The organism is Mucilaginibacter sp. UYP27 (assembly GCF_040547175.1).
GTDB lineage: Bacteria > Bacteroidota > Bacteroidia > Sphingobacteriales > Sphingobacteriaceae > Mucilaginibacter.
Map to the genome: position 1 here is coordinate 650,111 of NZ_JBEPPE010000001.1, position 26,437 is coordinate 676,547.

General features: G+C 43.7%; 25 protein-coding genes. 14 read left to right on the forward strand and 11 right to left on the reverse strand.

Going from position 1 to position 26,437, the window contains the following annotated elements; genetic code table 11:
* Window positions 1-20: 20 nt before the first annotated feature.
* The gene (locus ABIB39_RS02905; protein ID WP_354427138.1) at window positions 21-1,571 is read left to right on the forward strand and encodes an Rne/Rng family ribonuclease; all 1,551 of its coding nucleotides are present in this window, start codon (window positions 21-23) and stop codon (window positions 1,569-1,571) included.
* A 65-nt stretch (window positions 1,572-1,636) separates the two neighbouring features.
* On the opposite strand, the gene ABIB39_RS02910 is transcribed toward ABIB39_RS02905, so the two are convergent.
* The gene (locus ABIB39_RS02910; protein ID WP_354427140.1) at window positions 1,637-2,182 is read right to left on the reverse strand and encodes a helix-hairpin-helix domain-containing protein; all 546 of its coding nucleotides are present in this window, start codon (window positions 2,180-2,182) and stop codon (window positions 1,637-1,639) included.
* A gap of 16 nt (window positions 2,183-2,198) precedes the next feature.
* On the opposite strand from ABIB39_RS02910, the gene radA reads away from it, so the two are divergent.
* A complete protein-coding gene (gene radA, locus ABIB39_RS02915; RefSeq protein WP_354427141.1) occupies window positions 2,199-3,644 on the forward strand; it encodes a DNA repair protein RadA in 1,446 nt (481 codons plus the stop codon).
* 97 nt (window positions 3,645-3,741) lie between these two features.
* Here the strand turns inward: radA and ABIB39_RS02920 are convergent, their stop codons facing one another.
* Window positions 3,742-5,181, reverse strand: a complete 1,440-nt coding sequence (locus ABIB39_RS02920; RefSeq protein ID WP_354427143.1) for a DNA/RNA non-specific endonuclease — start codon at window positions 5,179-5,181, stop codon at window positions 3,742-3,744.
* 165 nt (window positions 5,182-5,346) lie between these two features.
* Between ABIB39_RS02920 and thiL the strand changes: the two genes are divergently transcribed.
* Window positions 5,347-6,396: a thiamine-phosphate kinase gene (thiL, locus tag ABIB39_RS02925; protein WP_354427144.1), complete on the forward strand. Its 1,050-nt coding sequence runs from the start codon at window positions 5,347-5,349 to the stop codon at window positions 6,394-6,396.
* Between the two features lie 51 nt (window positions 6,397-6,447).
* Here thiL and ABIB39_RS02930 read toward each other — a convergent pair whose 3' ends face one another.
* The 6 genes from ABIB39_RS02930 to ABIB39_RS02955 form a co-directional block, all read right to left on the reverse strand.
* Window positions 6,448-7,812, reverse strand: a complete 1,365-nt coding sequence (locus ABIB39_RS02930; RefSeq protein ID WP_354427146.1) for a DNA recombination protein RmuC — start codon at window positions 7,810-7,812, stop codon at window positions 6,448-6,450.
* A gap of 63 nt (window positions 7,813-7,875) precedes the next feature.
* Window positions 7,876-8,124 carry a hypothetical protein gene (locus ABIB39_RS02935; protein ID WP_354427148.1) on the reverse strand — a complete coding sequence of 83 codons (249 nt, stop codon included), beginning with the start codon at window positions 8,122-8,124 and terminating at the stop codon, window positions 7,876-7,878.
* A gap of 2 nt (window positions 8,125-8,126) precedes the next feature.
* A complete protein-coding gene (locus tag ABIB39_RS02940) occupies window positions 8,127-8,384 on the reverse strand; it encodes a hypothetical protein (RefSeq protein ID WP_354427150.1) in 258 nt (85 codons plus the stop codon).
* A gap of 72 nt (window positions 8,385-8,456) precedes the next feature.
* Complete coding sequence (locus ABIB39_RS02945) at window positions 8,457-8,936, reverse strand: gliding motility lipoprotein GldH (protein ID WP_354427153.1); 480 nt, start codon at window positions 8,934-8,936, stop codon at window positions 8,457-8,459.
* Window positions 8,937-10,499: a PSP1 domain-containing protein gene (locus ABIB39_RS02950; RefSeq protein ID WP_354427154.1), complete on the reverse strand. Its 1,563-nt coding sequence runs from the start codon at window positions 10,497-10,499 to the stop codon at window positions 8,937-8,939.
* A gap of 2 nt (window positions 10,500-10,501) precedes the next feature.
* Window positions 10,502-11,647 carry a DNA polymerase III subunit gene (locus tag ABIB39_RS02955; RefSeq protein WP_354427155.1) on the reverse strand — a complete coding sequence of 382 codons (1,146 nt, stop codon included), beginning with the start codon at window positions 11,645-11,647 and terminating at the stop codon, window positions 10,502-10,504.
* A gap of 152 nt (window positions 11,648-11,799) precedes the next feature.
* On the opposite strand from ABIB39_RS02955, the gene ruvX reads away from it, so the two are divergent.
* The 7 genes from ruvX to ABIB39_RS02990 all read left to right on the forward strand — a co-directional run bounded on the left by ruvX (window position 11,800) and on the right by ABIB39_RS02990 (window position 16,734).
* Window positions 11,800-12,210 carry a Holliday junction resolvase RuvX gene (ruvX, locus tag ABIB39_RS02960; RefSeq protein ID WP_354427156.1) on the forward strand — a complete coding sequence of 137 codons (411 nt, stop codon included), beginning with the start codon at window positions 11,800-11,802 and terminating at the stop codon, window positions 12,208-12,210.
* Between the two features lie 255 nt (window positions 12,211-12,465).
* A complete protein-coding gene (locus ABIB39_RS02965) occupies window positions 12,466-13,104 on the forward strand; it encodes an O-methyltransferase (protein ID WP_354427157.1) in 639 nt (212 codons plus the stop codon).
* Window positions 13,105-13,106: 2 nt separating this feature from the next.
* Complete coding sequence (locus ABIB39_RS02970) at window positions 13,107-13,658, forward strand: glucosaminidase domain-containing protein (RefSeq protein ID WP_354427158.1); 552 nt, start codon at window positions 13,107-13,109, stop codon at window positions 13,656-13,658.
* 47 nt (window positions 13,659-13,705) lie between these two features.
* Window positions 13,706-14,536 carry a glucosaminidase domain-containing protein gene (locus tag ABIB39_RS02975; RefSeq protein ID WP_354427160.1) on the forward strand — a complete coding sequence of 277 codons (831 nt, stop codon included), beginning with the start codon at window positions 13,706-13,708 and terminating at the stop codon, window positions 14,534-14,536.
* A gap of 62 nt (window positions 14,537-14,598) precedes the next feature.
* Window positions 14,599-15,354 (forward strand): hypothetical protein, encoded by a 756-nt coding sequence (locus ABIB39_RS02980; RefSeq protein ID WP_354427162.1) that lies wholly within the window; start codon window positions 14,599-14,601, stop codon window positions 15,352-15,354.
* Window positions 15,333-15,662, forward strand: a complete 330-nt coding sequence (locus ABIB39_RS02985; protein ID WP_354427163.1) for a hypothetical protein — start codon at window positions 15,333-15,335, stop codon at window positions 15,660-15,662. The genes ABIB39_RS02980 and ABIB39_RS02985 overlap by 22 nt, the downstream gene beginning before the upstream one ends.
* A 79-nt stretch (window positions 15,663-15,741) precedes the next feature.
* Entirely contained in the window at window positions 15,742-16,734 is a 993-nt protein-coding gene (locus ABIB39_RS02990; RefSeq protein ID WP_354427165.1) for a DUF3078 domain-containing protein, read from the forward strand.
* Window positions 16,735-16,737: 3 nt separating this feature from the next.
* Here ABIB39_RS02990 and ABIB39_RS02995 read toward each other — a convergent pair whose 3' ends face one another.
* Both ABIB39_RS02995 and ffh read right to left on the reverse strand, forming a co-directional pair.
* On the reverse strand, window positions 16,738-17,547 hold the full coding sequence (locus ABIB39_RS02995) for a TonB family protein (RefSeq protein ID WP_354427167.1): 810 nt from the start codon (window positions 17,545-17,547) through the stop codon (window positions 16,738-16,740).
* A 72-nt stretch (window positions 17,548-17,619) separates the two neighbouring features.
* Window positions 17,620-18,948 (reverse strand): signal recognition particle protein, encoded by a 1,329-nt coding sequence (gene ffh / locus ABIB39_RS03000; RefSeq protein ID WP_354427169.1) that lies wholly within the window; start codon window positions 18,946-18,948, stop codon window positions 17,620-17,622.
* 231 nt (window positions 18,949-19,179) lie between these two features.
* Here ffh and ABIB39_RS03005 point away from each other — a divergent pair, with 231 nt between their 5' ends.
* The 4 genes from ABIB39_RS03005 to ABIB39_RS03020 all read left to right on the forward strand — a co-directional run bounded on the left by ABIB39_RS03005 (window position 19,180) and on the right by ABIB39_RS03020 (window position 25,625).
* Window positions 19,180-21,636 carry a DUF5916 domain-containing protein gene (locus ABIB39_RS03005; protein WP_354427170.1) on the forward strand — a complete coding sequence of 819 codons (2,457 nt, stop codon included), beginning with the start codon at window positions 19,180-19,182 and terminating at the stop codon, window positions 21,634-21,636.
* Window positions 21,637-21,726: 90 nt separating this feature from the next.
* Window positions 21,727-23,346: a M1 family metallopeptidase gene (locus tag ABIB39_RS03010; protein ID WP_354427172.1), complete on the forward strand. Its 1,620-nt coding sequence runs from the start codon at window positions 21,727-21,729 to the stop codon at window positions 23,344-23,346.
* A 190-nt stretch (window positions 23,347-23,536) separates the two neighbouring features.
* Window positions 23,537-23,914, forward strand: a complete 378-nt coding sequence (locus tag ABIB39_RS03015) for a hypothetical protein (RefSeq protein WP_354427174.1) — start codon at window positions 23,537-23,539, stop codon at window positions 23,912-23,914.
* Between the two features lie 172 nt (window positions 23,915-24,086).
* Window positions 24,087-25,625: a YifB family Mg chelatase-like AAA ATPase gene (locus tag ABIB39_RS03020; protein ID WP_354427176.1), complete on the forward strand. Its 1,539-nt coding sequence runs from the start codon at window positions 24,087-24,089 to the stop codon at window positions 25,623-25,625.
* A 130-nt stretch (window positions 25,626-25,755) separates the two neighbouring features.
* Here the strand turns inward: ABIB39_RS03020 and ABIB39_RS03025 are convergent, their stop codons facing one another.
* A complete protein-coding gene (locus ABIB39_RS03025; protein ID WP_354427178.1) occupies window positions 25,756-26,376 on the reverse strand; it encodes an ABC transporter ATP-binding protein in 621 nt (206 codons plus the stop codon).
* Window positions 26,377-26,437 lie beyond the last annotated feature (61 nt).

Here is a 26,437-nt window from a genome sequence, read left to right on the forward strand (position 1 = left end):
TTTAAGAAATGGAGTAGCAATTGATAAAAGAATTAATTATCGATTCATCCCCCAACGGGGCTACTATTGCATTATTACAGGACAAACAACTTGTAGAACTCCACAAAGAGCAGATCACTAACAATTATACTGTTGGCGATATCTATTTAGGCCGCATTAAAAAAATTATGCCGAGCCTGAATGCCGCATTTGTGGATGTAGGTTACGAGAAGGATGCCTTTTTGCATTACCTTGATTTGGGGCCGCAGGTACAAAGCCTGCTTAAGCTTACAAAACAAGTACGTAGCGGTGGGTACCAATCGAAGCTTTTAGATAACTTTAAGCCGGAAGCTGATATTAACAAAGGGGGTAAGATCTCTGATGTATTATCAAAAGGCGTGCTTGTACCAGTACAAATAGCTAAGGAGCCAATTTCAACAAAAGGCCCCCGCTTAAGTTCCGACCTGTCAATAGCGGGCCGTTACGTGGTATTAGTGCCTTTTTCTGAGGTGATATCTATCTCGAAAAAGATCAAAAGCAATACGGAACGCAACCGCCTGCGTAAGGTGGTTGAAAGCATTAAACCAAAGCATTTCGGCGTTATTATACGTACCGTATCTGAGGGTAAAGGTGTGCAGGAACTGCAGAAAGATCTGTTAGACCTGATATCGAAATGGGAAACATTTGTGACCAAGCTGCATGGCACCGAGCCTTCTAAAAAGGTATTGGGTGAAATTGGCCGTACATCTACCATCCTGAGGGATATCCTTAACCCCGATTTTCAGCATATTTATGTGAACGAGCAGAGTATGTATGAAGAGGTTAGGTCGTATATCCACGAGATCTCTCCTGATTTGGAAGGTATTGTACGTTTGCACAAACACAAGGAGCCTATTTTTGAGCACCATGGTGTGGATAAGCAGATAAAATCAACCTTCGGGAAAACGGTAAACCTTGCCGGTGGCGCCTATCTGGTTATTGAGCATACAGAGGCCCTGCACGTTATTGACGTGAACAGCGGTAACCGTACAGCTAATAAAGAGAACCAGGAGGAGAACGCTTACCAGGTAAATAAGGAAGCCGCCAAAGAAATTGCACGCCAGTTGCGCCTGCGCGATATGGGTGGTATAGTGGTTGTCGATTTTATTGACATGCATAAGCCAACCAACCGTAAAGAGCTTTTTGACTATCTGAAAGCCCAAATGGCCGATGACCGTGCCAAGCACACCATTTTGCCTCCAAGCAAATTTGGCTTGATCCAAATTACACGCCAGCGTGTAAGGCCCGAAATGAATATCATCACCAGCGAGGTTTGCCCTGCTTGTGGCGGTACTGGTACCATCAGGCCAACTGTGTTGCTGATAGATGATATTGAAACGAACTTCAATTACATACTGGAGGAGCAGAACGAAAAAAATATTACGCTTTGTGTACACCCGTACATTGAGGCATATATCAAAAAAGGTTTATTTAACCGCCAGATGAAATGGTACTTTAAATATAACCAGTGGATAAAAGTGAAAAGCAACCCTGCTTACCAAATCACCGAGTTCAAGTTCTTCTCAAGCAAAGACGAAGAAATAAAATTATAAGTTGCCTTATGGCAGATATTGAAAGAGCAAATGTTTTAAGTAGCATTTGCTCTTTTTTGTTTACATCATTTATTCGTGAAAAATATATTCTCTTTAGGCCTGGTATCGGGATAACCATTTTCACTGCGATAAGCTTTACGGGCTGTCGTAAAATCCCACCATTGATTCTTGCTGTTCGGGTGGTTGGCGTAATTAACCACCAGCCAAAACTGGTCTTCAACACATGGATCTACTTTATAGCCGATTTTATATTCATACTCGTTCAGCAAATCGGGCCCGCTTTTATCTTTAATATCAGTTAGTTGATAATATCCTAAAAATATAAGGTCGTGGGCAAACCTTATACCAACTGAGGGTATGGATTGAAATTCAAATAATGCCTGTATTATCTGTACCCGTTGCGGAGGAGGGGATAATAATGTAATTATTTCATCAACAGCTAAATCTATAAGACATTTTTGGGTAACATTATTTTTTTTCAATATAAGCTTTTCGGCTACCGATAGTTCAAGGTTTATTCTCTTTTTTGTGACCATAAGAAACAATATTACTAATAATTTTAGTAATATTGTTTGCGATTCTGGATTAAATCTGCACATTTGTATCTTCATATTTGCTCATCATTAAATGGCTAAATCTAAAATCGCTTATTTCTGTCAAAGCTGTGGTTACGAATCGGCTAAGTGGCTGGGTAAATGCCCAAGCTGCCAGCAATGGAATACCTTTGTTGAAGAAATTTTAGAAAAGTCGAACGCGTCTGTTCCTAACTGGAAGGCAAGCCCGGCATCATCACAGCGCGCTAACAAGCCGGTTGAGGTAGGTGAAATTACTTTTAAAGAAGAGCATCGCCTGCTTACCCCCGACAAGGAGTTTAACCGCGTTTTGGGTGGCGGTATTGTTGCCGGTTCGTTAGTGCTGATTGGTGGCGAGCCGGGCATCGGTAAATCTACCCTAATGTTGCAATTGGCACTTAACATGCCAAATATAAAAGTGCTGTATGTATCGGGCGAGGAAAGCGACCACCAGATTAAAATGCGTGCTGAGCGTTTGGTGTCGTTAGATACCCATCAAGAACGCGCCAAGAATAAAGAATTAAAAGATGAGTTTGGCAAGGGTTGTTTTATCTTGACCGAAACCTCCACCCAAAATATATTTAAGCAGATAGAAGAATTGCAACCGGATATCCTGGTGATAGATTCTATCCAAACGCTGCATTCATCGCATGTGGAATCTACCCCGGGTAGTGTATCACAGGTGCGCGAATGTACTGCCGAGTTATTGCGTTTTGCTAAAGAAACATCAACCCCCGTATTTTTGATAGGCCACATCACCAAAGATGGTATGATAGCCGGACCAAAGATATTGGAGCACATGGTAGATACGGTATTGCAATTTGAAGGCGACCGCCACCATGTGTACCGGATATTACGTACTATCAAAAATCGCTTCGGTTCATCATCAGAGATTGGTATTTACGAAATGCTGGGCGAGGGCTTGCGCGAGGTGTCAAACCCATCAGAGATCTTATTATCGCAAAGGGACGAACCTTTAAGCGGCATCACCATATCTGCCACATTAGAGGGCATGAGGCCCATGCTGATAGAAACCCAGGCGTTGGTAAGCACATCGGCTTATGGTACGCCTCAACGAACCGCAACCGGCTTTGACACCAAACGTATGAGCATGCTGCTGGCGGTGTTGGAGAAACGTTGTGGTTTCCGCCTTGGCGCCAAAGATGTATTTCTGAATATCACCGGCGGCATCCGGGTAGAAGACCCCGCTATTGACCTGGGCCTGGCCGCTGCCATCATTTCATCGCACGAGGATATCCCCATTCCTGCAAAAACCTGTTTCGCAGGCGAGATAGGTTTGTCCGGTGAGATCCGCGCGGTTAACCGGGTGGAGCAACGCATTGCCGAAGCGCAGAAGCTTGGCTTCGAACAGATCTTTATCTCCAAGTACAATATGCCTACCGCCGCGAAAGACAAAAAACGGTTAGACCTGTCGCGCTACACCATTGATGTAAAAGTTGTGGGTAGGATAGAAGAAGTATTTGGGCTCTTATTTGGATAGATACCGCCCATTATACTACAAAAAGGCCTTGCTTAATATATAAGCAAGGCCTTTTCTATTTGTGTAAAATCAATTCTGGATCGCTGTGATCCCCAGATTATAGATTATCTTTTTTCGTTTCAATAGCATCCTGCACACTTTGCGGCAAGTTAGATAACAGGTTATAACCTGTAGCAGTTTCAATATCGCGTACAGTTACGCGGTATTGTTTCCAGTCGCTATTGGTAGTATTGATATTTGGGGTGTTAACTGCAATAACGCGCGTATTAGTGGCAACACGGCTTGCATCAGCATCGCCTTTTGGAACAATAACAGCAACCTTCCATACATTTCTTGGTACGGTGATATGGTCGTTATTTATTTTGTTGACGGTACCTTTTGAGCCCGTACCACCTACACCGTAATTACCCATAATAATATAAACCTCGTTACCGGCAACTACTTGCTCGCGCAGGTAGTTTTCCATATTGGCCCAGGTTTGCTGGTTATTGTTAGGTGCCTGCGGTATCATGTTAGTCATCAGGAAAGTTGCAGAATTTGCATCTGCCGAGCTTGTCCTATCTGCAGACGGACAATTGTGCCCCCTGTCAAAACCCGACCCTGAGTAGCTGGTGCTTTCTACATGGTAGAACGTATTTGATAAGCCAATAAATCCTGCAAAATTATCCACCCGCGGCGCCGCGTTTGTAATATTAGTAGCATCTAAGTGCCAGCTAACCCAGTTTGGCGTACCCCTTGTACTGCTGTACGATTCTGTGTAATAACCCTGGTCTATCAGGTAATTATCAACCATAACAATGGCCGGCTGCGCGCCCGATGGGTTTCCCATTAAAAGGTTGCTGTTATCGCCGGCATTGGGTGGTGCATCAGCACCTACGGTAACACCGCGCTCTGCGTTTGGGGTACCAGTCCCTGTACCAGGGTCGGTACTTCCGTCACCGCCGCTGGTATCGGGTGCGCCAATTACAATACCTGCATCACCTTTCCCCTTAAACGTAATATCATCCAGGTTAATCCGGGTGGTGCCTGTTTTTTGGATTCGGAAACGTACCTTTTTGGTGGTATTAACCGCAAATGAGTCGGTAACTAAGGTGGTGTTATTTTCAGCTATATCTGCACCTAACTGAGTGTATGTACTGCCGCTATCTGTCGACATCATTAACTGCCAGGTAGAGGTGCCGTCGTTACCATATTTAGCGTGTTTAATGCTTATTTGTTCAACCCCTGTTATATCAAATTTCATGGTGATGTCACCCGTGCGCAAACGAACGGCTTTTAAACCAGCCTTAACATCAGCCGCAAGGTTACCAATCAAGGCATCGTTAAAACTCCATAAGCCGGTGTTTAGTTGTACATCGGCAATAGCGTAACTACCTTTTGTACCCGTTTCAAAACCTTCGGTTATTGCATAAGGTTTCGGCATGGGGGGTATTATCACTACGGGTGGGTCTACCGGTTGTGTTGGGGCATTGTCTTTTTTACAGCTCGCAGCTGCAAGTATAAGAGTTGAATAAATAAGTAATTTTCTGATTTTCATATAAACTTGTTTAGTAAAGCAAAAGTAGACTCTTGGTATTAACCAAATGTTAATTATTTTATTGTATGATAAATATTACAGGGAGGTTAACAGCATGCGCATAAAGCAATTAGCTTAAGGTTATTGTATTAAGCTTTTGTATTTTTGCACTTTGGAAATAATACTATGTTCGAGAACGAAGAGAAAACCAATATAGAGAACCTTGGCGAGTTTGGCCTGATAAGCCATTTAACCAAGAATATAACCCTTACCCAAAAAAGCACCATAAAAGGCGTGGGCGATGATGCGGCGGTATTAAATTTTGAGGGGAAGAAAACCCTGATATCTACCGACTTGCTTTTAGAGGGCATCCATTTCGATTTGGCTTACACTCCCCTTAAACATTTGGGTTATAAAGCGGTGCAGGTAAACCTGAGCGATATTTACGCCATGAATGGTACGGCCAGCCAGATCACCGTTTCTATCGGCATGAGCAGTAAGTTTCCGTTAGAGGCTGTTGAAGAATTGTACGAAGGTATTTACCTGGCTTGCGGCAATTACAATGTAGATATTGTTGGCGGTGATACCTCAGCATCAAAACAGGGCCTGGTGATTAGCATTACCTCTATTGGTTACGCCGATGAAAAGGATGTGGTGTATCGCAATACTGCCAAAGAAGGCGACCTGATCTGCGTATCGGGGGATCTGGGTGGCGCATATACCGGCCTGCAACTATTAGAGCGCGAGAAACTGGTTTACATCGAAAACCCAAACATCCAGCCCGATCTGGAAGGTAAAGACTACATAGTAGAGCGCCAGTTAAAACCGGAAGCCCGAAAAGATATTATCGATTTATTGAAAGAATTGAGTGTTAAACCAACGGCCATGATAGATGTTTCTGACGGTTTAGCATCGGAAGTATTACACATTTGCAAGCAAAGCAATAAGGGCTGCAAATTATATGAAGAAAAGATTCCTATCGACCCGATGACTTACGAAACCGCCCGCGAGTTTGGCCTCGACCCAACCGTATGCGCCCTAAGTGGTGGCGAAGATTACGAACTGCTCTTCACCGTGAAACAAGCCGATTACGATAAGATAAAACATAAGATGGACTTCTCCATCATCGGCTACATAACTGAGCCGAATGAAGGCTGCAACCTGATCACAAAATCGGGCAACCAGCATGAATTGAAGGCGCAAGGGTGGAACGCGTTTAAATCCAGTGAGCAGTAGGCAGTTTTAAGTTTGCAGTTGCTCGTGCTAAAGCCAACCTGTAACTGCCAACTATTCCTCCCCAATATATTTCTGATCTATCTGCTTATTAGCCTTTGCGCCTAATTTTTTAATTTTTTCGGCGGTAACCGTTAAGTTGCCGCGGCCGTCGGTTAGTTTGTTAAGGGCTTTATCGTAGTTGTCCTGGCTTTGCTTTATATTTTTGCCGATGCCTTCCATATCGCCAACAAAGCCCACAAATTTATCGTACATCTCACCGCTAAGGCGGGCAATCTCCAGCACGTTCCGGTTTTGGCGTTCCTGTTTCCAAATGCTGGCAATGGTGCGCAGGGTGGCTAACAAGGTACTTGGGCTAACAATTACCACCCGCTTATCCCAGGCATCGCTAAAAAGGTCGGCATCCAATTGTACTGCAAAGCTGAAGGAGGATTCTATCGGCACAAAAAGCAAAACAAAATCGGGAGAGTTTACCTGGTACAGGTCATGGTAGCTTTTTGATGACAAGCCGTGCACATGATTGCGTAACGATTCGATGTGCGCTTTTGAGTAAAGCTTCCGCTCCTCTTCCGTTTCGCAATTCACCAAACGCTCGTAAGCGATAAGCGACACTTTAGAATCGATTATCAAATGTTTTTCATCCGGAAGGTCAATAATCACATCGGGCTGCAACCTGCCGCCATCTACGCTGTTCAGGCTGGCCTGTACCCGGTATTCCCGGTCGCGCACCAGGCCGCTACGCTCTAAAACTTTCTCCAATATCACCTCGCCCCAGTTACCTTGTTTTTTGTTGTCGCCTTTTAATGCTTTGGTTAAGTTAGATGCTTCTGTACTGATCAGTTTGTTCAGGTCCATCAATTGGGTAATAACCCCTTTAAGCGTGTTGCGCTCGGCGGCTTCCATGTTGTAAACCTTGTCTACTTTTTCCTCGAAAGCTTTAATATTTTCTTTAAGCGGGTTTAAGATGGTATCGATGCTCAGCTTATTCACATCCGTAAACTCCCGCGATTTTTCTTTTAATAGTTTTTCGGCCACATTCTCAAATTCGCGCTGAAAATGCTTGCGGGTATTTTCGATGTCCCCTTTTTGCTCGGCAAGTTTTTCCTGCTGTGCCTTAAAGTAGGAGCGGGAAGATTCTAATGACTGATTGGCTTGGGCCAGTTGTCCACGTTCGTACAATAGTTCGTCGAGCAGCCGGTTTTGCTCATCCTTTAAAAGTTTGGTGATGTTTTCCTTTTCGGAAAATAAGCTGGCAGCTTTTTGTTCTGCCTGGGCCACGGCTATTTTTAACGCTTCATTTTCTGCTTTTGCGTTAGCAAATTCATCCGCAGAAAAAACGTTTGAGACCGGGCGCTTCAGAAAAACAAAAACAGCAATAAGCAATATAACTATAGCGGCACCTAAAACTACAACATCCATTTGATAAAAATATTAGCAAAACGAATGTAATGATTTTAGCATTAATATAAAATGCTTAGTAATTTACGGATTGCTTTTAAGCGTATCCTTTGGCGCATTAGTATTTCCGCTTCCATTGCCGCTGCTATCCTTGCCACCGGTTTCGGTTGGTGTGGTAAGCAGTTTATTGGTATCTGCAGGGCTCTCGTTGCCTACATGGGCTTGCCCGGAATCCGCTGCGGTGGTATCGCTGGCATTGCCTGCAGTTTTCCCTTTACAAGAAGTTATGGCGATTGCAGCAACCGCAAATAAATATATAATGTGCTTTTTCATGATTATTTAGAGTTGGTTTTAAGCGTATCTGCCGTTGGGTTTGTGGTGCCCTTTCCGTTGCCGCTGGTATCTGTACCGCTGGTTCCGGTTTGTGCCGGGGTGGTTGCTGTAGATACCGCTGCTGACGTATCAGCCGCGCCGGAACTTCCCACATTTGTAGCGCCGGAATCTGCCTGGTCCCCGCCGGTTTTATTGTTGCCTTTGCAGGCTGATAAGCTTAATGCTGCTGCCGCGAATAGATAAACAAATAACTTTTTCATAATTATGTACTATGTTGTACTATAACTACAAACGTATTTATTACAGGTTTTAATTATTTGGAATGAAGATTTTTACTGCGCTTTCTCTACCCTTAAACCGGCATCTATAACTTCGTGGAGGGGATTATCGCGCATGTTTTGCTCAACCTCGAAATGGTAAACCCCTTTGGCCGGGAATTTATAGTTGGTACGTAAAGGCAATTGGTAGCTGTACAGGTTGCCACTGCCGCTACCCAGCCATTCGCCATCTTTGGTAGCCAGCGTAAATTCGTAACGGGTGGTATGCGTTTTTTTGCCCGGCGACGTCTGGAACAGCAACGCGAACATATTGGAGTATTTGTAACTGCCGCTAACCCTCACGTTAAAGTACAGGTTATAGGGCACGCTTATCTCATCTATCTTAACATCAAACTTAACCCGGTTAACGTACGACCAATTGTGATTGGCGATCTCTGTATTCTGATCAATAACTGCGTTAGGATCGGTGCAGCCTTGTGCTGTAAAAAGCACAAGGGTTATTAAGCCACCGAAAAGATATTTTAAAGCATTCATTTATTCTGCACTGCCGCCGCCCGGGTTATCGGTACGGGGTTGGTTGTTGTTTGGGTTATTTGGCCTTGGGCGGTTGTTGTTGCGCCTGTTGTTATTGCGATTACCCTGCGGTCGGTTTTCGCCACCGCCTTCGGGCTTTTGCCCACCGGCTTGCTGCCCTTCGGGGCGGTTACCGCCTTGTTGCTGTTGCTGGCGGTTACCGTCGGGCCTGTTGCCCTGTGGTCGGTTGCCCCCACCTTCCGGCCTTGGCTGCCCATCCGGCTTATTGCCTCCTTGTTGTTGCTGCTGGCGATTGCCTTGCGGCCTATCACCTTCGGCACGGTTGCCCTGCAGGCGGTTTTCTCTGCCACTACCTTCCGGGCGTTGTCCGGCGGCTTGCTGGCCATCGCGTCTGCCATCGCCACCACGGCGGTTACGGTCGCGGTTATTATTATTATTGTTGCTATTACTCTTGTTTCGATTTTGGTTACGGCGATCGTCCAGGCGGGTTAAGCTATCCTGGCCTACAACATTCTCGTAATCCAATGCTTTTGCCGGTGTATTCTCCATCTCAACCATTTCACCCAAATCGGCAGGGATAATCCCCTCGCGGTTCTGTTGTTGAATTTCCTTTACCTTGGCAATTGGCATAGGCACCCATGCTTCTTCGCGTGGGTAGCTAAACCACATTATCTTTTTAAAGATGTCGGTTTTTTGCAGTCGCGCATCCCCTTTTTCGGTTTTAAGCACATTCACATTATCGGGGATGTGCTTTAACGCATCCATGTAAGTATCCAGCTCGTAATTTAAACAGCACTTTAACTTGCCACATTGGCCGGCAAGTTTTAACGTGTTTAAAGATAGGTTTTGGTATCGCGCTGCAGATGTAGAAACGGTCTTAAAATCGGTTAACCAGGTGCTGCAGCAAAGCTCGCGGCCACATGAACCGATACCACCTAAGCGGCTTGCTTCCTGGCGCATACCAATCTGGCGCATCTCGATCCGAATACGGAAACTCTCCGCCATTTTTTTGATCAGTTCCCTAAAATCTACGCGGCCCTCGGCTGTGTAGTAAAAGGTTGCCTTGGTTTTATCGCCCTGGTAATCTACATCGCTTATCTTCATAGATAACTTTAGCTCTAATGCCAGCGTGCGCGATTTATGCATGGTTTCCCACTCCATATCCTTGGCAAGTTTCCACTTGTCAACATCGGCAACGGTAGCGCGGCGATAGATCTTTTTAACAACGTCTGCCTCCTTTACATGGCGCTTGGTCATTTGCATGCGCACAAGCTCGCCGGTGATAGATACATGGCCAATATCATAGCCACCCGTGGTGGTTTCTACAGCAACCAGGTCGCCGGCTTCCAGGTAAATATTATCGTTGTTGTGATAAAACTCCTTACGCGATCCCTTGAATTTTACTTCGATTATTGAGTAAGGTTTATAGTTAGTTGGCATATCCATGTGCGATAGCCAATCGTGTACATCTAATTTGCTGCAACCATTTGTAAGGCAAGAGCCATTACTTTTGCAGCCTGCAGGCGAACAACCGCCGCCTGTTGAGCAACTTCCGCATCCCATAATTAATTCGGTATATAATGATTCCCCGCAGGGACAGTTTTCAAATTTAGAACTATTATAATTTGTAAAGATACGTCTAAAAACAAGATTTTAGGGTTAGCATTACGTTCTATATGATAATGAGCCTTTTCCAGCTCGGTTATGATAGCTTGTGCCTGTGCATTATTGATCACCGCCGACATCTTTTTAGCGGTCCCCATTTCCTGCTCCGGCAGTTTTACAATCCGTTCGGCCCCGGCGCGCAGCAGCGTACACTCGCGGATAAAACTGGTGCCGTATCGTAAAAAGTTCTTTTGGTTTTCGCGGCCCATCTTAGACATTTGATCAACAAAACTTAGTATCTCCGGCACCTTATTACTAAAACACAAGCGCAGCCATTGTACAAACAGCTCATGATAGCTTTTGGTATCGTGTTGTAACATAGCCAAAGCCTCGGTCATATTGCCATTACTTAAATAAGCAATTTGCGAGGCGGCGGTTTCCGTTTGATGGTATTTGTCAATTAGCTCGCCTTTAATATCCTCGTAATTTAAACAAGGTATTTTAATGAGTTGTGTACGCGATAATATGGTGTTCAGGATCTGGTCCTGGTTTTGGGCCACAAGTATGAACAGCGTATTTGGCTGTGGCTCCTCTATCATTTTTAACAGGGCGTTACCCTCTTTATCAAGATACTCGGGCAGCCAAAGGATCAGGACCTTGTAAACCGATTCGAATGGCTTAAAGCTGAGTTTTTTGATGATCTGGTGGCACTCGGCAATATTGATATTGGCCTGCTTGTTGTCGGCTTCCAAATAGCCACGCCAAATATCGAGGCTTAAATATGGGTGGGCCGTAAAAGCATCGCGCCACTGCTCAATAAAGGTAAGTGCGGTATCATCCTTATGCTTGGCGAAAAAAGGGTAAGAAAAATGCAGATCGGGGTGCATCAGTTTTTGGTATTTGCGGCACGATGAACATACCCCGCAAGAATCTTCCGGCTGCTTATCCTCGCACGATAGATATTGCGCGTAAGCAACTGCCAATGCCAATCCTCCCGCACCTTCGGGCCCTAAAAACAACTGAGCGTGGCTTACCCTGTTCTCGTTTACCGAGGTAATCAACCTTTGCTTAATTGCCCCTTGCCCTATAATATCCTTAAACCGCATTTGGTGCAAAATAGCAAATTGATTTTAGATGTACGATTTTAGATGTTAGATTTAGCCGACGCGAAGAACACAAACACAAATAATCCGCACATTTGCAGATATAGTTAAGCCATGCTCAAATCTAAAATCGTACATCTAAAATCTAAAATCCTATGCGCATAATGGCTTTCGATTACGGCACCAAGCGGATCGGCATTGCCGTTACCGACCCGATGCAGATCATCGCGACGGGGCTGGATACTATCCATCCGCTAAAAATTATCGACTATCTAAAAAAATACCTGGTAACCGAGCAAGTAGAGCGTTTTGTATTGGGCGAGCCCAAGCAGATGGATAACACGCCCTCGCAATCGGCCATGCATGTAAAGGGTTTTGCCAATCTGCTCAAAAAAACGTTCCCCGAGATCCCGGTAGAAATGTTCGACGAGCGCTTTACCTCTAAAATGGCATCGGCTACCATCGCCCAAAGTGGAATGGGTAAAAAGGCCCGGCAGAATAAGGAACTGGTAGATACCATATCGGCAGTGATATTGCTGCAAAGCTGGATGAGTAAAAGCTTCTAAACCTTAATTTCCCTTATGGGATAGTTCTTAAAAAGCTATGGCAGAGCTGTTTTGTAATTCCCTAAATATGTAAACCACTGATTATAAATAGATTTTAAAATATTCATGCCGTTCACGGCCGTGAACGTGAACAAAACCGTTAGCTTGACAGTTTAAATATGGGTGTATATCGAGTAACTTAAATGTATAACATTATTGATAGCCGGTAGCTTGGTCTCCAAACCCCATTAAAAATAAATTTCCTACTTTTGCGGCATGGAAATCCTTGATCCGGCCTTACAGGCTTACCTTGATAACCACTGCGACCCCGAGCCGGAGGCGTTGCAAAAAATAAACCGGGATACCTACCTAAAGGTATTGAAACCGCACATGCTTTCGGGACATTACCAGGGCCGGGTGCTGAGCATGCTCAGCAAAATGATACAACCTAAACTTATTTTAGAGATAGGCACTTTTACCGGTTACTCGGCTATTTGCCTGGCAGAAGGATTGGCAGAAGGCGGCATTTTGCACACCATAGAAGTTAACCGCGAATTTGAAGAATTGCTTAATTCACACTTTGCATCAACAAATGTGGATAAAAAAATAAAGCTTCATATTGGCCCTGCTGAAGCTATAATAGCTGATTTTGAGGACACTATCTTCGATTTAGTATTTATTGATGCGGATAAACGAAATAATTTTAAGTACTTTGAGTTAATAATTGACAAAGTAAGGCCCGGAGGCTTAATAATAATTGATAACGTTTTGTGGAAAGGAAAGGTGTTTGGCGCCGAAAAAGATGCTGATACCGAGAGCATCCGCAAACTAAATGAGCATATAGCTGTTAACACACAGGTCGAAAAATTCATTCTACCTGTACGCGATGGCCTACTGATCATCAGAAAAAAATAATTATGAAGAAACTCTTAACTGTTACACTTCTTTCAGTTTCAGCATTTTTTGCTTCAACAACAGCAGCGTCGGCCCAAAGCGCAGCACAATCATACATTGAGAAGTTCAAAGATAATGCCATTCGTATAATGCACGAAACCGGCGTACCGGCAAGCATCATTTTAGGCGTTGCCATGCATGAGTCTGCAAGCGGAAAAAGCGCTATAGCACAAAATTTAAACAATCAGTTTGGTGTAAAAGGCAGTGGTGGCGCAGTGTACTATAAAGGAAACAAAAAGGTACATTCGGCATACAAAAGATACGACAATGTGATGGCATCATTCCAGGATTTTGCCCGCATCATGACAGAGCGTAAGCAATTTAGCCACCTTGCAGATAAGTTTACCCAGTACGATTACAACGGATGGGCAAAAGGCATCCAGCGCAGCGGCTACGCCAGCAGCAAAAAATGGTCGGCACAGGTATTAGGTATCATCAATAAATATGACCTTAATGACTACGATGACGATGCCGCAACTACCCCGAAAAAAGAGGAAATAGCCAATAACAATTAATAATTATATTTTTAACCTTAAGTTTGGCCAACAAAAGCTAAAACTGCATGCGTAGGATATACACATTAATGGTTGCCGTTTTGTTATTTACTTCGTGCTCGGCCCACAAGAGCGTAATTAGCAGCAAAAAAGCATCCAAAAACAATAAAACCATTCAAAAACGCAACCGTGAATCAATTGACGGGCACCGCGATTTTACTTCCCTTGAATATATAGAGCGTTTTAAAGCTATTGCCATACAGGAAATGAACACCTATGGAATCCCTGCAAGTATTACACTTGCACAGGGCTTGTTTGAAAGCGGCAGCGGCAACAGCGACCTGGCTGTTGTAGCAAATAACCACTTCGGAATTAAATGCGGCACTACCTGGACAGGTGAAAGTTACTACAAGAACGACGATAACGTGAACGACTGTTTCCGCGTTTATAACAATCCTGAGGAATCTTTCCGCGACCATTCTGAGTTTTTAAAGAAAAAAAATTACGCCCGCCTTTTCGAACTGGACAAGAACGATTTTAAAAGATGGGCCTATGGGCTTAAGGCTTGCGGTTATGCAACTAATCCAAAATATCCTCAATTATTGCTCAACATCATCAACAAATACCAGCTTGATCAATACGACCGACCGGAAGGTGAGTTAGCCAAAATAAAACGTGAGGACCGTGTGTTAGGCGAAATAAACGAAAACATTAACCAACCCCAACAGGATAGCATTTCTAAAACCCCGCCCGACGATAAAATATATACCGTAAAGCAAGGCGACACACTATACAGTATATCTAAACGTTTTGGTATCACTGTTGATGAGTTAAAAGCACTTAACAAACTATCTGACTATGGCATTAAGCTTGGGCAGAAACTTGTAGTAGTGAAATAGTGTGTTAAAGATTGTTAAAGTATAGTTTATCCCTCCACAAACGCTTAGCTTTAAACTTTGTAATGAAGTTATGGCCGGCTTTTTTCCTGAGCATTTTATGCGTTAATACATTTGCCCAAACCAGGCAGGTTACCGGTATTGTGTTTGATAAAGACAGCAAGGCACGTGTAGCTAAAGTAAACGTGCTTAATATTACCGCTAACAAAACCGTTTACAATACCTTTAAGGGCGAGTTTAGTATTGACGCCAAACCCGGCGACCTATTAGTTTTTACCAAGCCCGACCACTTTACTGATACCGTTAAAATAAAAGACTACACCGCTTTGGCCATCTATTTAAAGCCGAAAGCCATATCCCTGCAAGAGGTTACCATCCGGGATAGCTTTTTAAGCCCGCAAAGGCGGTATGCAAATACACGACAAGAATACAGCAAGATCTATGGGTCGCAATACAACCCCGATCTGCTGAACCTTGGTTCTGGCGGGATAGGGTTTAGTATAGATGCCATATACAACGCTTTTAGCAAAAGCGGCCGTAATGCCGAAAAGCTGCGTGGCCTTATAGATGCCGAATACCGCCAAAACATCATAGACTACCGGTTTAACAAAGGCTTTGTACAGGGTATAACTCACCTCGAAGAACCCAAACTGACCGACTTTATGCACAAATACCGCCCCGGCTATTATTTAGTTACCACAGCAAGCGATTATGATTTTATCGATTACATCCGCAAGAATTTGAAACGTTACCAGCGCCGGCCAAATGCATACGAACTCGCCCCCTTACCACAAGTTAAATGGGAGCCAGATACAAAATAATTGTAGTGCCCTTTTTACAGGTTAGCGGCATGGCGTTGTTTCCATTTATATTGGTTAACAAAAAAAGTTTATTGAATGATGCCGTTACGATTAACCACGAGCGTATTCACCTGCGGCAACAAGCCGAATTACTGGTGATACCTTTTTATATTTTATACCTTCTCAATTACCTGGTTAACCTTACCATTTACCGTAACCACAATAATGCCTATTTAAATATCGTTTTTGAGCGGGAAGCATACGCCAAAGAGGCTGATATGGATTATCTGAAGCGCCGTAAATGGTTAGGGTGGGCGAGGTATTTTTAATTAAACCATCGAAATAACAGATTTTTACTTTTTATTTGTGGCTATGTTGAAACCCGGTACCAGATTATTCCTCCTACTGATGTTCACAGCGGCGCTTGGCGCAAACGCGCAAACTGCCGATACCGTAAAAAAAGACACGGTAAAAATTGATACTAACCTGCTTAATAAGTACCGCATTCAAACAAAAAAGAATGCCATACCTGTACCCCCAACCCCCATACAAATACAGCAGGAACTGATCCCGGTTACCATGCTGGATTATAAGATAAGTTACTGGCGCAAATTTGTAACCTTTGGGTTGAACTTTAGCCAGGCCGCTTTTAGCGATAATTACGCAGCGGGTGGTGTTACAGCTGTTGCCTTAACGTCAAACTTTATTTACAGGATAGAGTATAATAAAGCACCATTCAGTTACACATCTGAGTTGAATTTGCTTTACGGTAAATCAAAAAACAAGGGCCAATCGTCCCGTAAAAGTAACGACAGGATCTTTTTTGATAATAAGATAGCCACGCAGATGTCCAAGCATTGGTTCTTCTTTGGGTCGTTAACCTTCGAGTCGCAGTTTGATACAGGTTACCAGTATGACGGGAGTGGCGTTACCCCCCCCGTGCTGATCTCAAATTTTATGGCGCCCGGTTACTTAACAGAATCGATAGGTTTTGAGTATAAACCGGTACCTTATTTCGACCTCCGTTTGGGCACAGGTACCGCCCGGCAAACCTTTGTATTGGATGATAAAGTATTTAATAGCCTGCCACCTGAGGTGAATGAATTATACGGTGTAAAAAGAGGCAAGAGCATCCGTACGGATATAGCCTTCCAGATGGTAGCCATATTTGATAAAGACATTGCCAAAAATATGCACCTTAACGCTCGTTACGATGTGTTTGTACCTTACGGCGAAGACCTTGGCTTTACCCGCCACCGCTTTGACGCCATCCTTGCGGCCAAAGTGAACCGCCTCATTAACGTATCCATCAACGGAACGATACTTTATGACAAAAAATCGAAACCGGGCGTGCAGGCTACAGAAGGCTTAGCGTTAGGTGTGTTATATAAGTTTCCGTGATGATCAATATGAGCGAATGCTTGGAATCCCAAAGGTTCTAATTACAATTTGATTGGGCTTTGGAATTAGGTCTTCGCCCGATGAAATGGAAAATAGAAAAGATAATTCGCACTTAACAGCGGCTGGCTTGCCCTTTATAAGGGCCGGCACCCACTCCCCCATAATATTTTTAACAGCGTTTAGAGCGGTAGTTTCGAGGCCGTAACCAACATTCGTTTTAGAGACATAATCACGGGCAGAGCCTTTTTCATCAATAGTAAAAGCTATAATAACCTCCCCTTGCTTCCGCTTTTCTTGAGCCCCTTCCGGATACTTCACAGAGTAAGAAACATTCCGGAACAAAGATGTAATTCCGGTTATGTAAACAGGTTGCCTATCGAATACCTCACCCGGGTTTGCATCAGTAATTATACTACTTGTTTGGCTTGAATCACCAGGATTATTGATAAATGCAACCATTTCATTATTAGTGAAATTATATCTAAATCGTTCAAACCCGCGATTATAACCAATCCAAATACCAATCTTTTCTTCGTCCATGTAACTTCCTTGTCCCACCATCTTACCGTTCGAATAATATTTCCAAATACTATCTTTTAAATTATTATGATAATGCCCTTCTACTAATAATTCGGAATGAGGTCCTGCTGACCAATATTTTCGGTATCCGCCTTCGCGAACATTCTTGTCAGATTTTAAAACATAGTAAACTTCTCTGCTCCATGTTTTAAATTCCGAATGGGTAACTTTTTTAGTTTGCGCGCCTACAGAAAGCGATGAAAATATTACGATAAACAGAAGTAGGCGTTTCATGAGTTAAAGATAATTGATACAAACGGAAAAGCCCCAACATGGTCGGGGCTTTTCTATTCATTTTTATGATCGTTACATTTTAGGCATCCTGCGCATCATGTTGGCCATGGCTGCGGGGTTACTCATTTGTTTCATCATTTTACGCATATCATCAAACTGTTTCATCAGGCGGTTAACTTCCTGCAGGTCGGTGCCCGAGCCTTTCGCAATACGGTTGCGGCGGCTTGGGTTGATTAGATCGGGGTTTTCTTTTTCTTTAGGGGTCATCGAGTTGATAATGGCTTCGATACCCTTGAATGAATCGTCGCTTACTTCAACATCTTTCATCATTTTACCTACGCCCGGTATCATGCCCATCAGATCTTTCATGTTACCCATTTTTTTGATCTGCTGAATCTGCCCGTAAAAGTCGTTAAAGTCAAATTTGTTCTTGCGGATCTTGCGTTGTAGTTCGGCGGCTTCTTTCTCGTCAAACTGCTGTTGCGCGCGTTCAACAAGAGAAACCACGTCGCCCATGCCCAAAATCCTTGATGCCATACGATCAGGGTGGAAAACGTCAAGCGCTTCCATTTTTTCGCCCGTACCAATAAATTTGATCGGCTTATTAACAACCGATTTAATAGATAACGCGGCACCACCACGGGTGTCACCATCCAGCTTGGTTAAAACCACACCGGTAAAATCAAGGCGGTCGTTAAACACCTTAGCGGTGTTTACAGCATCCTGGCCTGTCATGGAATCTACCACAAATAGTATCTCGTGCGGGTTAACGGCAGCTTTAACCTGCTCTATCTCCACCATCATGGCTTCGTCTATCGCTAAACGGCCGGCGGTATCAATAATAACCACGTTGTTGCCATTTTGCTTAGCCAGCGCAATACCCTCACGCGCAATAGCGATCGGGTCTTTCGACTCAAGGTTGGCATAAACAGGTACGCCTATCTGCTCGCCTAAAACCTGTAATTGGGTAATAGCCGCGGGGCGGTAAATATCATCGGCAACCAATAGTGGTTTTTTGCCTTTTTGTGTTTTTAAATAGTTAGCCAGTTTGCCGGTAAACGTGGTTTTACCCGCGCCATTCAAACCTGCTATCAAAATAATGGTTGGCGATGCTTTAAGCTCAAGTTCGGCAGTGGTGCCGCCCATTAGCTCGGTCAGCTCGTCGTTCATCAATTTGGTAAGCAACTGGCCCGGCGAAATTGAGGTAAGCACGTTTTCGCCCATTGCCTTCGTCCTTACATCATCTGTAAAGGTTTTGGCGGTTTTATAGTTAACGTCGGCATCTAAAAGAGCTTTGCGAATCTCTTTCATGGTTTCGGCCACGTTTATTTCTGTTATTGATCCCTGTCCCTTCAGTACTTTAAACGCCCTGTCGAGTTTATCTGATAAATTTTCAAACATTATTACTTCCTAATTTTTGAGGACACAAAGTTAAGATTTTGAAGCGATTTGGCTAATATATCTTAAAATGACAATGGCGGTCTTTAGGCCAACATTTTATAGGTGGTAAAATATATAACTGCTCAATTTGCTCATTACCAAACTTTAACATTCGTTAACTAACATTTAACATAAAACCTTGTAACGTTTTGCAAAATTTGAGCATCTTATTGATACTGTTAACCAACCTGAATGAGATTTTTTTTACTTGTCATATTGTTATCTGTTATAACATTTAATGCCTTTTCGCAAGAGAATAAGAAAACCCTTGTGGCTATAAAAACACAGGCCGCCCCAAAAATGGATGGTGAATTGGATGATGCCGTATGGCAAAATGTACCCATAGCTACGGATTTTGTACAACTACGCCCCAACGCCGGCACGCATGAAAGCCCTTCAGAACGGACCGAAGTAAAGATCATTTACGATAACGAGGCCGTTTATATTGGTGCCCGGATGTTTGAGAAAGACCCCTCGAAAATTGCCCGTGAATTTGCCACCCGCGACCAGATAGGTAACGCCGATTTCATCGGAATCATTTTTGATACCTATAAGGATGGGATAAATGCATCAGGCTTTTTTGTAACATCAACCAACGGGCAGTTTGATGCTAAGTATGCCCTGCCAAATTCGGAAGGAAATTCCGAAGACCCAACCTGGAACGCCGTTTGGATAAGCAAGGTAAAAATTGACAGCCTGGGCTGGACGGCCGAGATCAAAGTTCCCTACTCAGCTTTACGTTTCGCAAAAAAGGATATTCAAACCTGGGGGATGAACATCATTCGTAAGCGCCAAAACACACAGCAGCAATTATTTTGGAACGAACTCGACCCTAAACAAAACGGCTTTATAAACCAGGAGGGCATTCTTACCGGGATAGAAAAAATTGTGCCGCCTGTGCGTTTAGCCTTTTACCCATACTTTTCTACTTATGTAAACCACTACCCTTACAATACCGCGGGCGTCCCTAACACAAAAACATCTGTAAATGGTGGTATGGATGTAAAATACGGCATCAACGAAAGCTTTACGCTGGATCTTACCCTCATCCCCGATTTTGGGCAGGTACAATCCGACAATAAGATCCTTAACCTTACTCCGTTCGAGGTAAAATATAATGAGAACCGCCCCTTTTTTACGGAAGGAACCGAGTTATTTAACAAGGGCAACCTGTTTTACACACGCCGGGTGGGCGGGCAGCCCATCAACTATGGCAAGGCTTACGATAACCTGCAAACAGGCGAGTCTGTAGTGAGCAACCCTACCGAAACCAAGCTGATCAATGCCTTTAAGCTATCGGGCCGTACCTCAAAAGGGTTGGGGATCGGTGTTTTTAACGGCATCACCAATACCGCTTATGCTACAGTTGAGGACCCGGCAGGAAACCAACGCCAGGTAGAGACAAGTCCGTTAACCAACTATAACATCATCGTGCTGGATCAAAACCTGAAGAACAACTCTTCGGTAACGTTGATCAATACCAATGTTAACCGTTTTGGTAAAGATTACTCGGCAGACGTAGGCGGATTTGTATTCAACTTAAATAACAAACGCAACTCTTATAATTTATCCGGCTACGGGCTAATGAGCAACAAGTTCTATCGCGACCAGCAAACGGTTACGGGTTATAACTACAACCTTACTTTCGGTAAAACGCTGGGTAATTTTACCTGGAGCGTATCTGAAGACCGCGTAGATAAAAAGTATGACCCTAACGATCTGGGCATCCTGTTCAATAATAACTTCCTGGACCATAACCTAAACCTATCATACGCCAACTACAAACCCAAGCACTTTTTCACCAAATGGGATGTGTGGACCAACACTTATTCATCGTACCGGGTATCGCCATCATCATACCAATACTTTAACCAAAATTTTGGTGCCGAGGCAAACTTTAAAAACTTTTGGTACGCCAACTTTAACGGCCACATCCGCCTAAGCGGAAACGATTTTTATGAGCCACGTGTGCCCGGCCGTGTATTTAAAACAGCAGAAACTTTTGTATTTAACCTAAACTTGCAAACTAACCAGGCTAAGCCATTTTCGGTAGGCATCTTTTACTCAAACGCCTGGTTAAACCGCTTTAAAGGCAAGGGTAACGACCTGGAATTTTACTACAATTACAGGGTAAGCAACAAGTTTTCGGTAGGTGGCGACCTAACGGTTAGTCCGCGCATAAACTATGTGGGCTTTGCCACCGTGGCTACAGATAACACCACCCCTATAATTGGCTTGCGCGACGCCCAAACCGTACAAAACATTTTTAATGTGAAATACACCTTCAGTAACATTATGGGGCTTACGTTCCGGTTAAGGCATTACTGGAGCAAGGTTAACTACAAACAGTTTTTCGACCTGGCGCAGGATGGCTCATTGGCCAAATTAACCACAACCGATTTTAACCACAATGTTGATCAAAACCTAAACCTTTGGAACATTGACATGATATACGTTTGGCAGTTTACACCGGGCAGCGAAATAAGCCTGGCGTGGAAACAGTCGGCACAAAGCTACACCAATATGGGCACGCAAAATTATTACAACAACTTCCGTGACACGTATAACCAGCCGCAAAACAATAACTTTTCTATTAAGGTGCTTTATTATATCGATTTTCAAAGCTTGAGGAAACACCACAAGGGATAACATCAGCTGTTTTAACCCTATACAATCCTTTTTATCAGAAAGGGTTAAATACCCCTTGTAATTACAAACGTAAAATTTGTAATATTACCCATGCGTAAAAAATTTTATCTATTGCTGGTTGCTCCGCTAATAGCTGCTTTATCTGCCGGTGCCCAGGCGCCCGGTGCTAAAGTCGATATCCAACATTACCGCTTCGCCATAACCCTAAACGATGCTGACAATATAATAAAGGGGCAGGCCACTGTAACTGCTAAGTTTATTAAACCAACCACAACTTTACAGCTGGATCTTTACAGGAAAAATGCTGAAGGTAAGGGCATGCTGGTATCGGGCATCAAAGAGAAAAACCTGCCGGTAAAATATACGCAGGATAGCGATAAACTAAATATCAATATAAAGGCTGTAGTGGGTTCGACTCATAGCTATGTGATCACCTACCAGGGCATTCCTACCGATGGGTTGATCATCTCCACAAACCAATACAAACACCGCACCTTTTTTGGCGATAACTGGGCAACACGCGCCCGCTATTGGCTCCCCTGTGTTGATAACCCCGCCGACAAAGCATCTGTAGAGTTCCTGGTTACAGCCCCTGCTAAATACAAGGTGGTATCTAATGGCCTAAAAGTGATGGAAAAACCGTTGCCGCTTAATAAGAAATTAACCCACTGGAGCGAAACGGCACAGCTACCCACCAAGGTAATGGTAATTGGCGTAGCGGATTTTGTTGTTAGCGCACCTGTAACCGCGAGCGTTACGCCGGTTTACAGCTACGTGTTCCCGGAGGATAAGTTAGACGGTTTAAAAAACTATGCCGTAGCCGCCAAGATACTGCCTTGGTTTGTAAAACGCATTGGCGCGTTCCCGTATAAAAAGTTGGCTAATGTGCAGTCGAAAACGATATTTGGCGGGATGGAAAATGCCGGCGCCATTTTTTATTATGAGAAGTCGGTAAATGACAGCAAAGGCATTGAACCCTTGATGGCGCATGAAATAGCGCACCAATGGTTTGGTGATGCCGTGAGCGAGAAAACCTGGCCAAATGTTTGGCTTAGCGAAGGCTTTGCTACTTACATGACCAACTTGTATATGGAAGGCACCTATGGTGTTGATACCCTTAAAAGCCGTTTAACTACAGATAGGGATATGATATTCGGGTTCGAAAAAAAATATCGGGCGCCAATTGTAGATTCGGCGTTTAAAGGGCCAATGATAAACATGCTTAACGCAAATGCGTACCAAAAAGGAGGCTGGGTACTGCACATGCTGCGCCGCAAAATTGGCGATATCGCTTTTTGGAAGGGGATAGCTGCCTATTACAAACAGTACAACGGCAGCAACGCCAACACCAACGACCTGCGAATGGTGATGGAGAAAGCAAGCGGTAAAGATCTGAAACACTTTTTTACACAATGGCTGCGCGAAGCCGGCCACCCGCAACTTAGGATCTCGTGGGAATATATTGACAAAACAAAATCGGTAGCGATACATATTAACCAGCTACAGGATAAGCCCTACCAATTTACATTAGAGTTATTAGTTAACGGAAAACTAATTAAAACCGAAGTAAAAGGTATCGCATCATCAACCGTGATACCGGTGGCATCGCCTACGATTGAAATAAAAGCGGACCCTAACGTGGATCTCTTGGCTACATTTGATACCACTAATAAACCTTTAGATACAAAACCTGTCGTACCTAATAAGTAATGAGTTTAAATGTCTAATCAAATTGTAATTTAGTTTCGATATTTGTAAATTAGCCTTATATAATTTTGATAATTAAAAAAAATCAAAACATTATATCTTTTTTAAATGTTTTCCGTATAATTGAATATTATAATAACAAGTAAGGTTGTTATGAAAATTAACCCGATCTGTTCACTTAAATTTTAACACCATGGCAAAAGCGTATCAATCCATTTATGTAATGTTTTACAGGTGGAGCTTCAAAAATTTCGGTCAGGGCTCATTGCCCCAGTTTAAATCGTTGTTTAACGTTAGCTTTTTGCTGATTGTGGTGTTAACAAACGCCATGCTTTTTACCAAGCTTATGGTAAAGGCAAATTTGCTTACCCTAAACACATCAAGCTATGTTGCCATTTTATTTGGCGCAGTAGGCTTTTTGCTAATAAACCATTTTATATTATTAAATAACAGGATGTTAAAGCGCCTTAACACGCGTTTGGCAACCATTAGCGCACACAATAAAAACATGTTTTCGATTGTATTACTCGTGAATATAGTATTCGCTTGTGGTTTGTGCTTTATCAGGTAGATATAAAGTAATTATGTAATCAAGAAGCCCGCCTGGATACCAGGCGGGCTTCTTGATTTTGACCTTGGGCACAAGAATAGATTGGTTAGGTCATATTTTAGCACAAACCTCAACTTAACCATTCGCCCCTCAAATAAAATCTATATCTTTCGCTTAAAAAAAATCCTATCACGTGTTAGTTAAGACCTTTGGAAGTGCGGTTTATGGTATCCAGGCAATTACCATTACAGTTGAAGTGAATATTGCTGCGGGCACTAAATATTTTGTGGTAGGCCTGCCGGATGTAGCCATTAAGGAAAGTTATTTCAGAATAGACTCTGCATTGAAAAACTGCGGTTACCGCATGCCTCGTCAACAAGTAGTAGTAAATATGGCCCCTGCCGATATCAAGAAAGAGGGTTCGGCGTATGACCTTACTATTGCCACAGGTGTTTTAGCGGCATCCGGCCAGATAGAAGCTGAGAACCTTGACAAGTACCTCATTATGGGCGAACTGTCGTTAGACGGTGGCCTGCAGCCCATTAAAGGCGCGTTGCCAATTGCCATACAAGCCCGCAAAGAAGGGTATAAAGGTTTCATCCTCCCAAAACAAAACGCACGCGAGGCCGCCATTGTAGATAACCTGGAAGTTTACGGCGTGGAGAACATAAAACAAGTGGCCGACTTTTTTAACGGCGACGGAACATTAGAACCCGAGGTGGTTAACACCCGCGACGAGTTTTACAAAAGCCTTACCGCTTACGATAGCGACTTTAGTGAAGTGCGCGGGCAAGAGAACATTAAACGCGCTTTAGAAATAGCCGCTGCAGGTGGGCATAATGTGATACTGATAGGCCCGCCGGGAGCAGGTAAAACCATGCTTGCACGCAGGCTGCCATCTATATTGCCTCCGCTGAGTTTATACGAATCGTTAGAAACTACCAAGATCCATTCTGTGGCCGGGAAACTGTCTACAGCGGATGCATTGGTTACAACAAGGCCGTTCAGGGCGCCGCATCACACCATTTCTGACGTTGCCCTCGTAGGTGGAGGTAGCAACCCGCAGCCGGGTGAGATCTCGCTTGCGCATAACGGGGTTTTATTTTTGGATGAGTTACCAGAATTTAAACGCAGCGCGCTCGAAGTAATGCGCCAACCTTTGGAAGAACGCAAGGTTACAATTTCGCGGGCTAAGTTTACGGTTGATTATCCGAGTAGCTTTATGCTGATAGCCAGCATGAACCCTTGCCCTTGCGGCTATTACAATCATCCCGAAAAAGAATGTATTTGCCCGCCGGGCACTGTACAAAAATATTTGAGCAAGATCTCGGGCCCGTTGCTTGACCGGATTGACCTGCACGTGGAAGTTACACCGGTAAATTTTAACGAGTTAGCATCAGACAGACTATCCGAAAAGAGTGAATTGATTCGCGACCGCGTGATAAAAGCCCGTGAAATTCAGATAGAACGATTTGGCGAACGGCCAGACCTGCACGCTAATGCGCAAATGAGCCCACAAATGGTGCGTGACGTTTGTAAGATAACCACGGCGGGGCAAACGCTTTTAAAGAAAGCCATGGAAAAGCTGGGTTTATCTGCGCGCGCATACGACCGCATCCTTAAAGTTGCCCGCACCATTGCCGACCTTGCCGGCAGCGAAGAAATATTATTAGAGCACCTTGCAGAGGCGATCCATTTCAGAAGTTTGGATAGAGAAGGCTGGGCTGGATAATGACTTAAGCTTTTATGCGTTATACATGAGCGCCGGTTGCAGTATCAACTTTTACCTTATCGCCTGTATTTGCAATTTTATAATTGATTTGAAACTTCAACATGCCTGTAAGATGCGAGGTATCGCATCACTACGATTTGTAATCGGCTATGCTTAACCTGTTCTCACAAAAACCGTACTCGTGCTCCTGGTTAGAGCAAACAATGGTTAGGCGGTTCTCGCTAAATTTTTCTACCAGGCTTAGGTACCAGTCGATGCCCTGTGTATCCAGGTTGGAGGTGGGTTCATCCAGCATCAGCATGGGGGTATCGGCACAAAAAGCAAGTGCCAGTTTTAGACGTTGTTTCATACCTGATGAAAAGTATTTCACAAGTTTATTGCGGCTGCCTTCTAAATTCAGGATCTCGGCAACAGCATTTTTATCCATCCCTGTTTTAAATTTTTTGAACCTAAAATGAAAATCGATCATCTCGTTCAACGAGAAATCTTCGATAACCTCAAGGTAAGGTGCTGCTAAACTCAGGTAATTGAAAATCTCGCCGGCTTCAATTTCTTTACCGGCATCTTCATACTTAAGCACCCCGACAGAAGGTACAAGGCTACCGTTAAGCACCTGCAATAAGGTGGATTTGCCCGAACCATTTGCCCCCAATACCGCGTATTTACCGGCATTTTCGAAGGTATAATCTATCCCCCTGAAGATCCATTCACGGTTAAAGCGGCGGCCAATGTTTTGGAGGGTGATGTTCATTCTTAGTTGGCAGTTATTAGTGCGCAGTTGGCATAGGTGGTAGCGATTGACTTATCTTTTA

Bases quoted from the DNA above. Each gene is read 5' to 3' on its own strand.
- ABIB39_RS02930 (WP_354427146.1), bottom strand. From the start codon at position 7,812: ATGGATGTTGTAGTTTTAGGTGCCGCTATAGTTATATTGCTTATTGCT.
- ABIB39_RS02975 (WP_354427160.1), top strand. From the start codon at position 13,706: ATGCGTAGGATATACACATTAATGGTTGCCGTTTTGTTATTTACTTCG.
- ffh (WP_354427169.1), bottom strand. From the start codon at position 18,948: ATGTTTGAAAATTTATCAGATAAACTCGACAGGGCGTTTAAAGTACTG.
- ABIB39_RS02935 (WP_354427148.1), bottom strand. From the start codon at position 8,124: ATGAAAAAGCACATTATATATTTATTTGCGGTTGCTGCAATCGCCATA.
- ABIB39_RS02920 (WP_354427143.1), bottom strand. From the start codon at position 5,181: ATGAAAATCAGAAAATTACTTATTTATTCAACTCTTATACTTGCAGCT.
- ABIB39_RS02950 (WP_354427154.1), bottom strand. From the start codon at position 10,499: ATGGGATGCGGAAGTTGCTCAACAGGCGGCGGTTGTTCGCCTGCAGGC.
- ABIB39_RS03015 (WP_354427174.1), top strand. From the start codon at position 23,537: ATGGCAAAAGCGTATCAATCCATTTATGTAATGTTTTACAGGTGGAGC.
- ABIB39_RS02945 (WP_354427153.1), bottom strand. From the start codon at position 8,936: ATGAATGCTTTAAAATATCTTTTCGGTGGCTTAATAACCCTTGTGCTT.
- ABIB39_RS03010 (WP_354427172.1), top strand. From the start codon at position 21,727: ATGCGTAAAAAATTTTATCTATTGCTGGTTGCTCCGCTAATAGCTGCT.
- ABIB39_RS02970 (WP_354427158.1), top strand. From the start codon at position 13,107: ATGAAGAAACTCTTAACTGTTACACTTCTTTCAGTTTCAGCATTTTTT.
- ABIB39_RS02965 (WP_354427157.1), top strand. From the start codon at position 12,466: ATGGAAATCCTTGATCCGGCCTTACAGGCTTACCTTGATAACCACTGC.
- ABIB39_RS02955 (WP_354427155.1), bottom strand. From the start codon at position 11,647: ATGCGGTTTAAGGATATTATAGGGCAAGGGGCAATTAAGCAAAGGTTG.
- ABIB39_RS02990 (WP_354427165.1), top strand. From the start codon at position 15,742: ATGTTCACAGCGGCGCTTGGCGCAAACGCGCAAACTGCCGATACCGTA.
- ABIB39_RS02940 (WP_354427150.1), bottom strand. From the start codon at position 8,384: ATGAAAAAGTTATTTGTTTATCTATTCGCGGCAGCAGCATTAAGCTTA.
- ABIB39_RS03005 (WP_354427170.1), top strand. From the start codon at position 19,180: ATGAGATTTTTTTTACTTGTCATATTGTTATCTGTTATAACATTTAAT.
- radA (WP_354427141.1), top strand. From the start codon at position 2,199: ATGGCTAAATCTAAAATCGCTTATTTCTGTCAAAGCTGTGGTTACGAA.
- ABIB39_RS02910 (WP_354427140.1), bottom strand. From the start codon at position 2,182: ATGAAGATACAAATGTGCAGATTTAATCCAGAATCGCAAACAATATTA.
- ruvX (WP_354427156.1), top strand. From the start codon at position 11,800: ATGCGCATAATGGCTTTCGATTACGGCACCAAGCGGATCGGCATTGCC.
- ABIB39_RS02995 (WP_354427167.1), bottom strand. From the start codon at position 17,547: ATGAAACGCCTACTTCTGTTTATCGTAATATTTTCATCGCTTTCTGTA.
- ABIB39_RS02980 (WP_354427162.1), top strand. From the start codon at position 14,599: ATGAAGTTATGGCCGGCTTTTTTCCTGAGCATTTTATGCGTTAATACA.
- thiL (WP_354427144.1), top strand. From the start codon at position 5,347: ATGTTCGAGAACGAAGAGAAAACCAATATAGAGAACCTTGGCGAGTTT.
- ABIB39_RS03025 (WP_354427178.1), bottom strand. From the start codon at position 26,376: ATGAACATCACCCTCCAAAACATTGGCCGCCGCTTTAACCGTGAATGG.
- ABIB39_RS02985 (WP_354427163.1), top strand. From the start codon at position 15,333: ATGGGAGCCAGATACAAAATAATTGTAGTGCCCTTTTTACAGGTTAGC.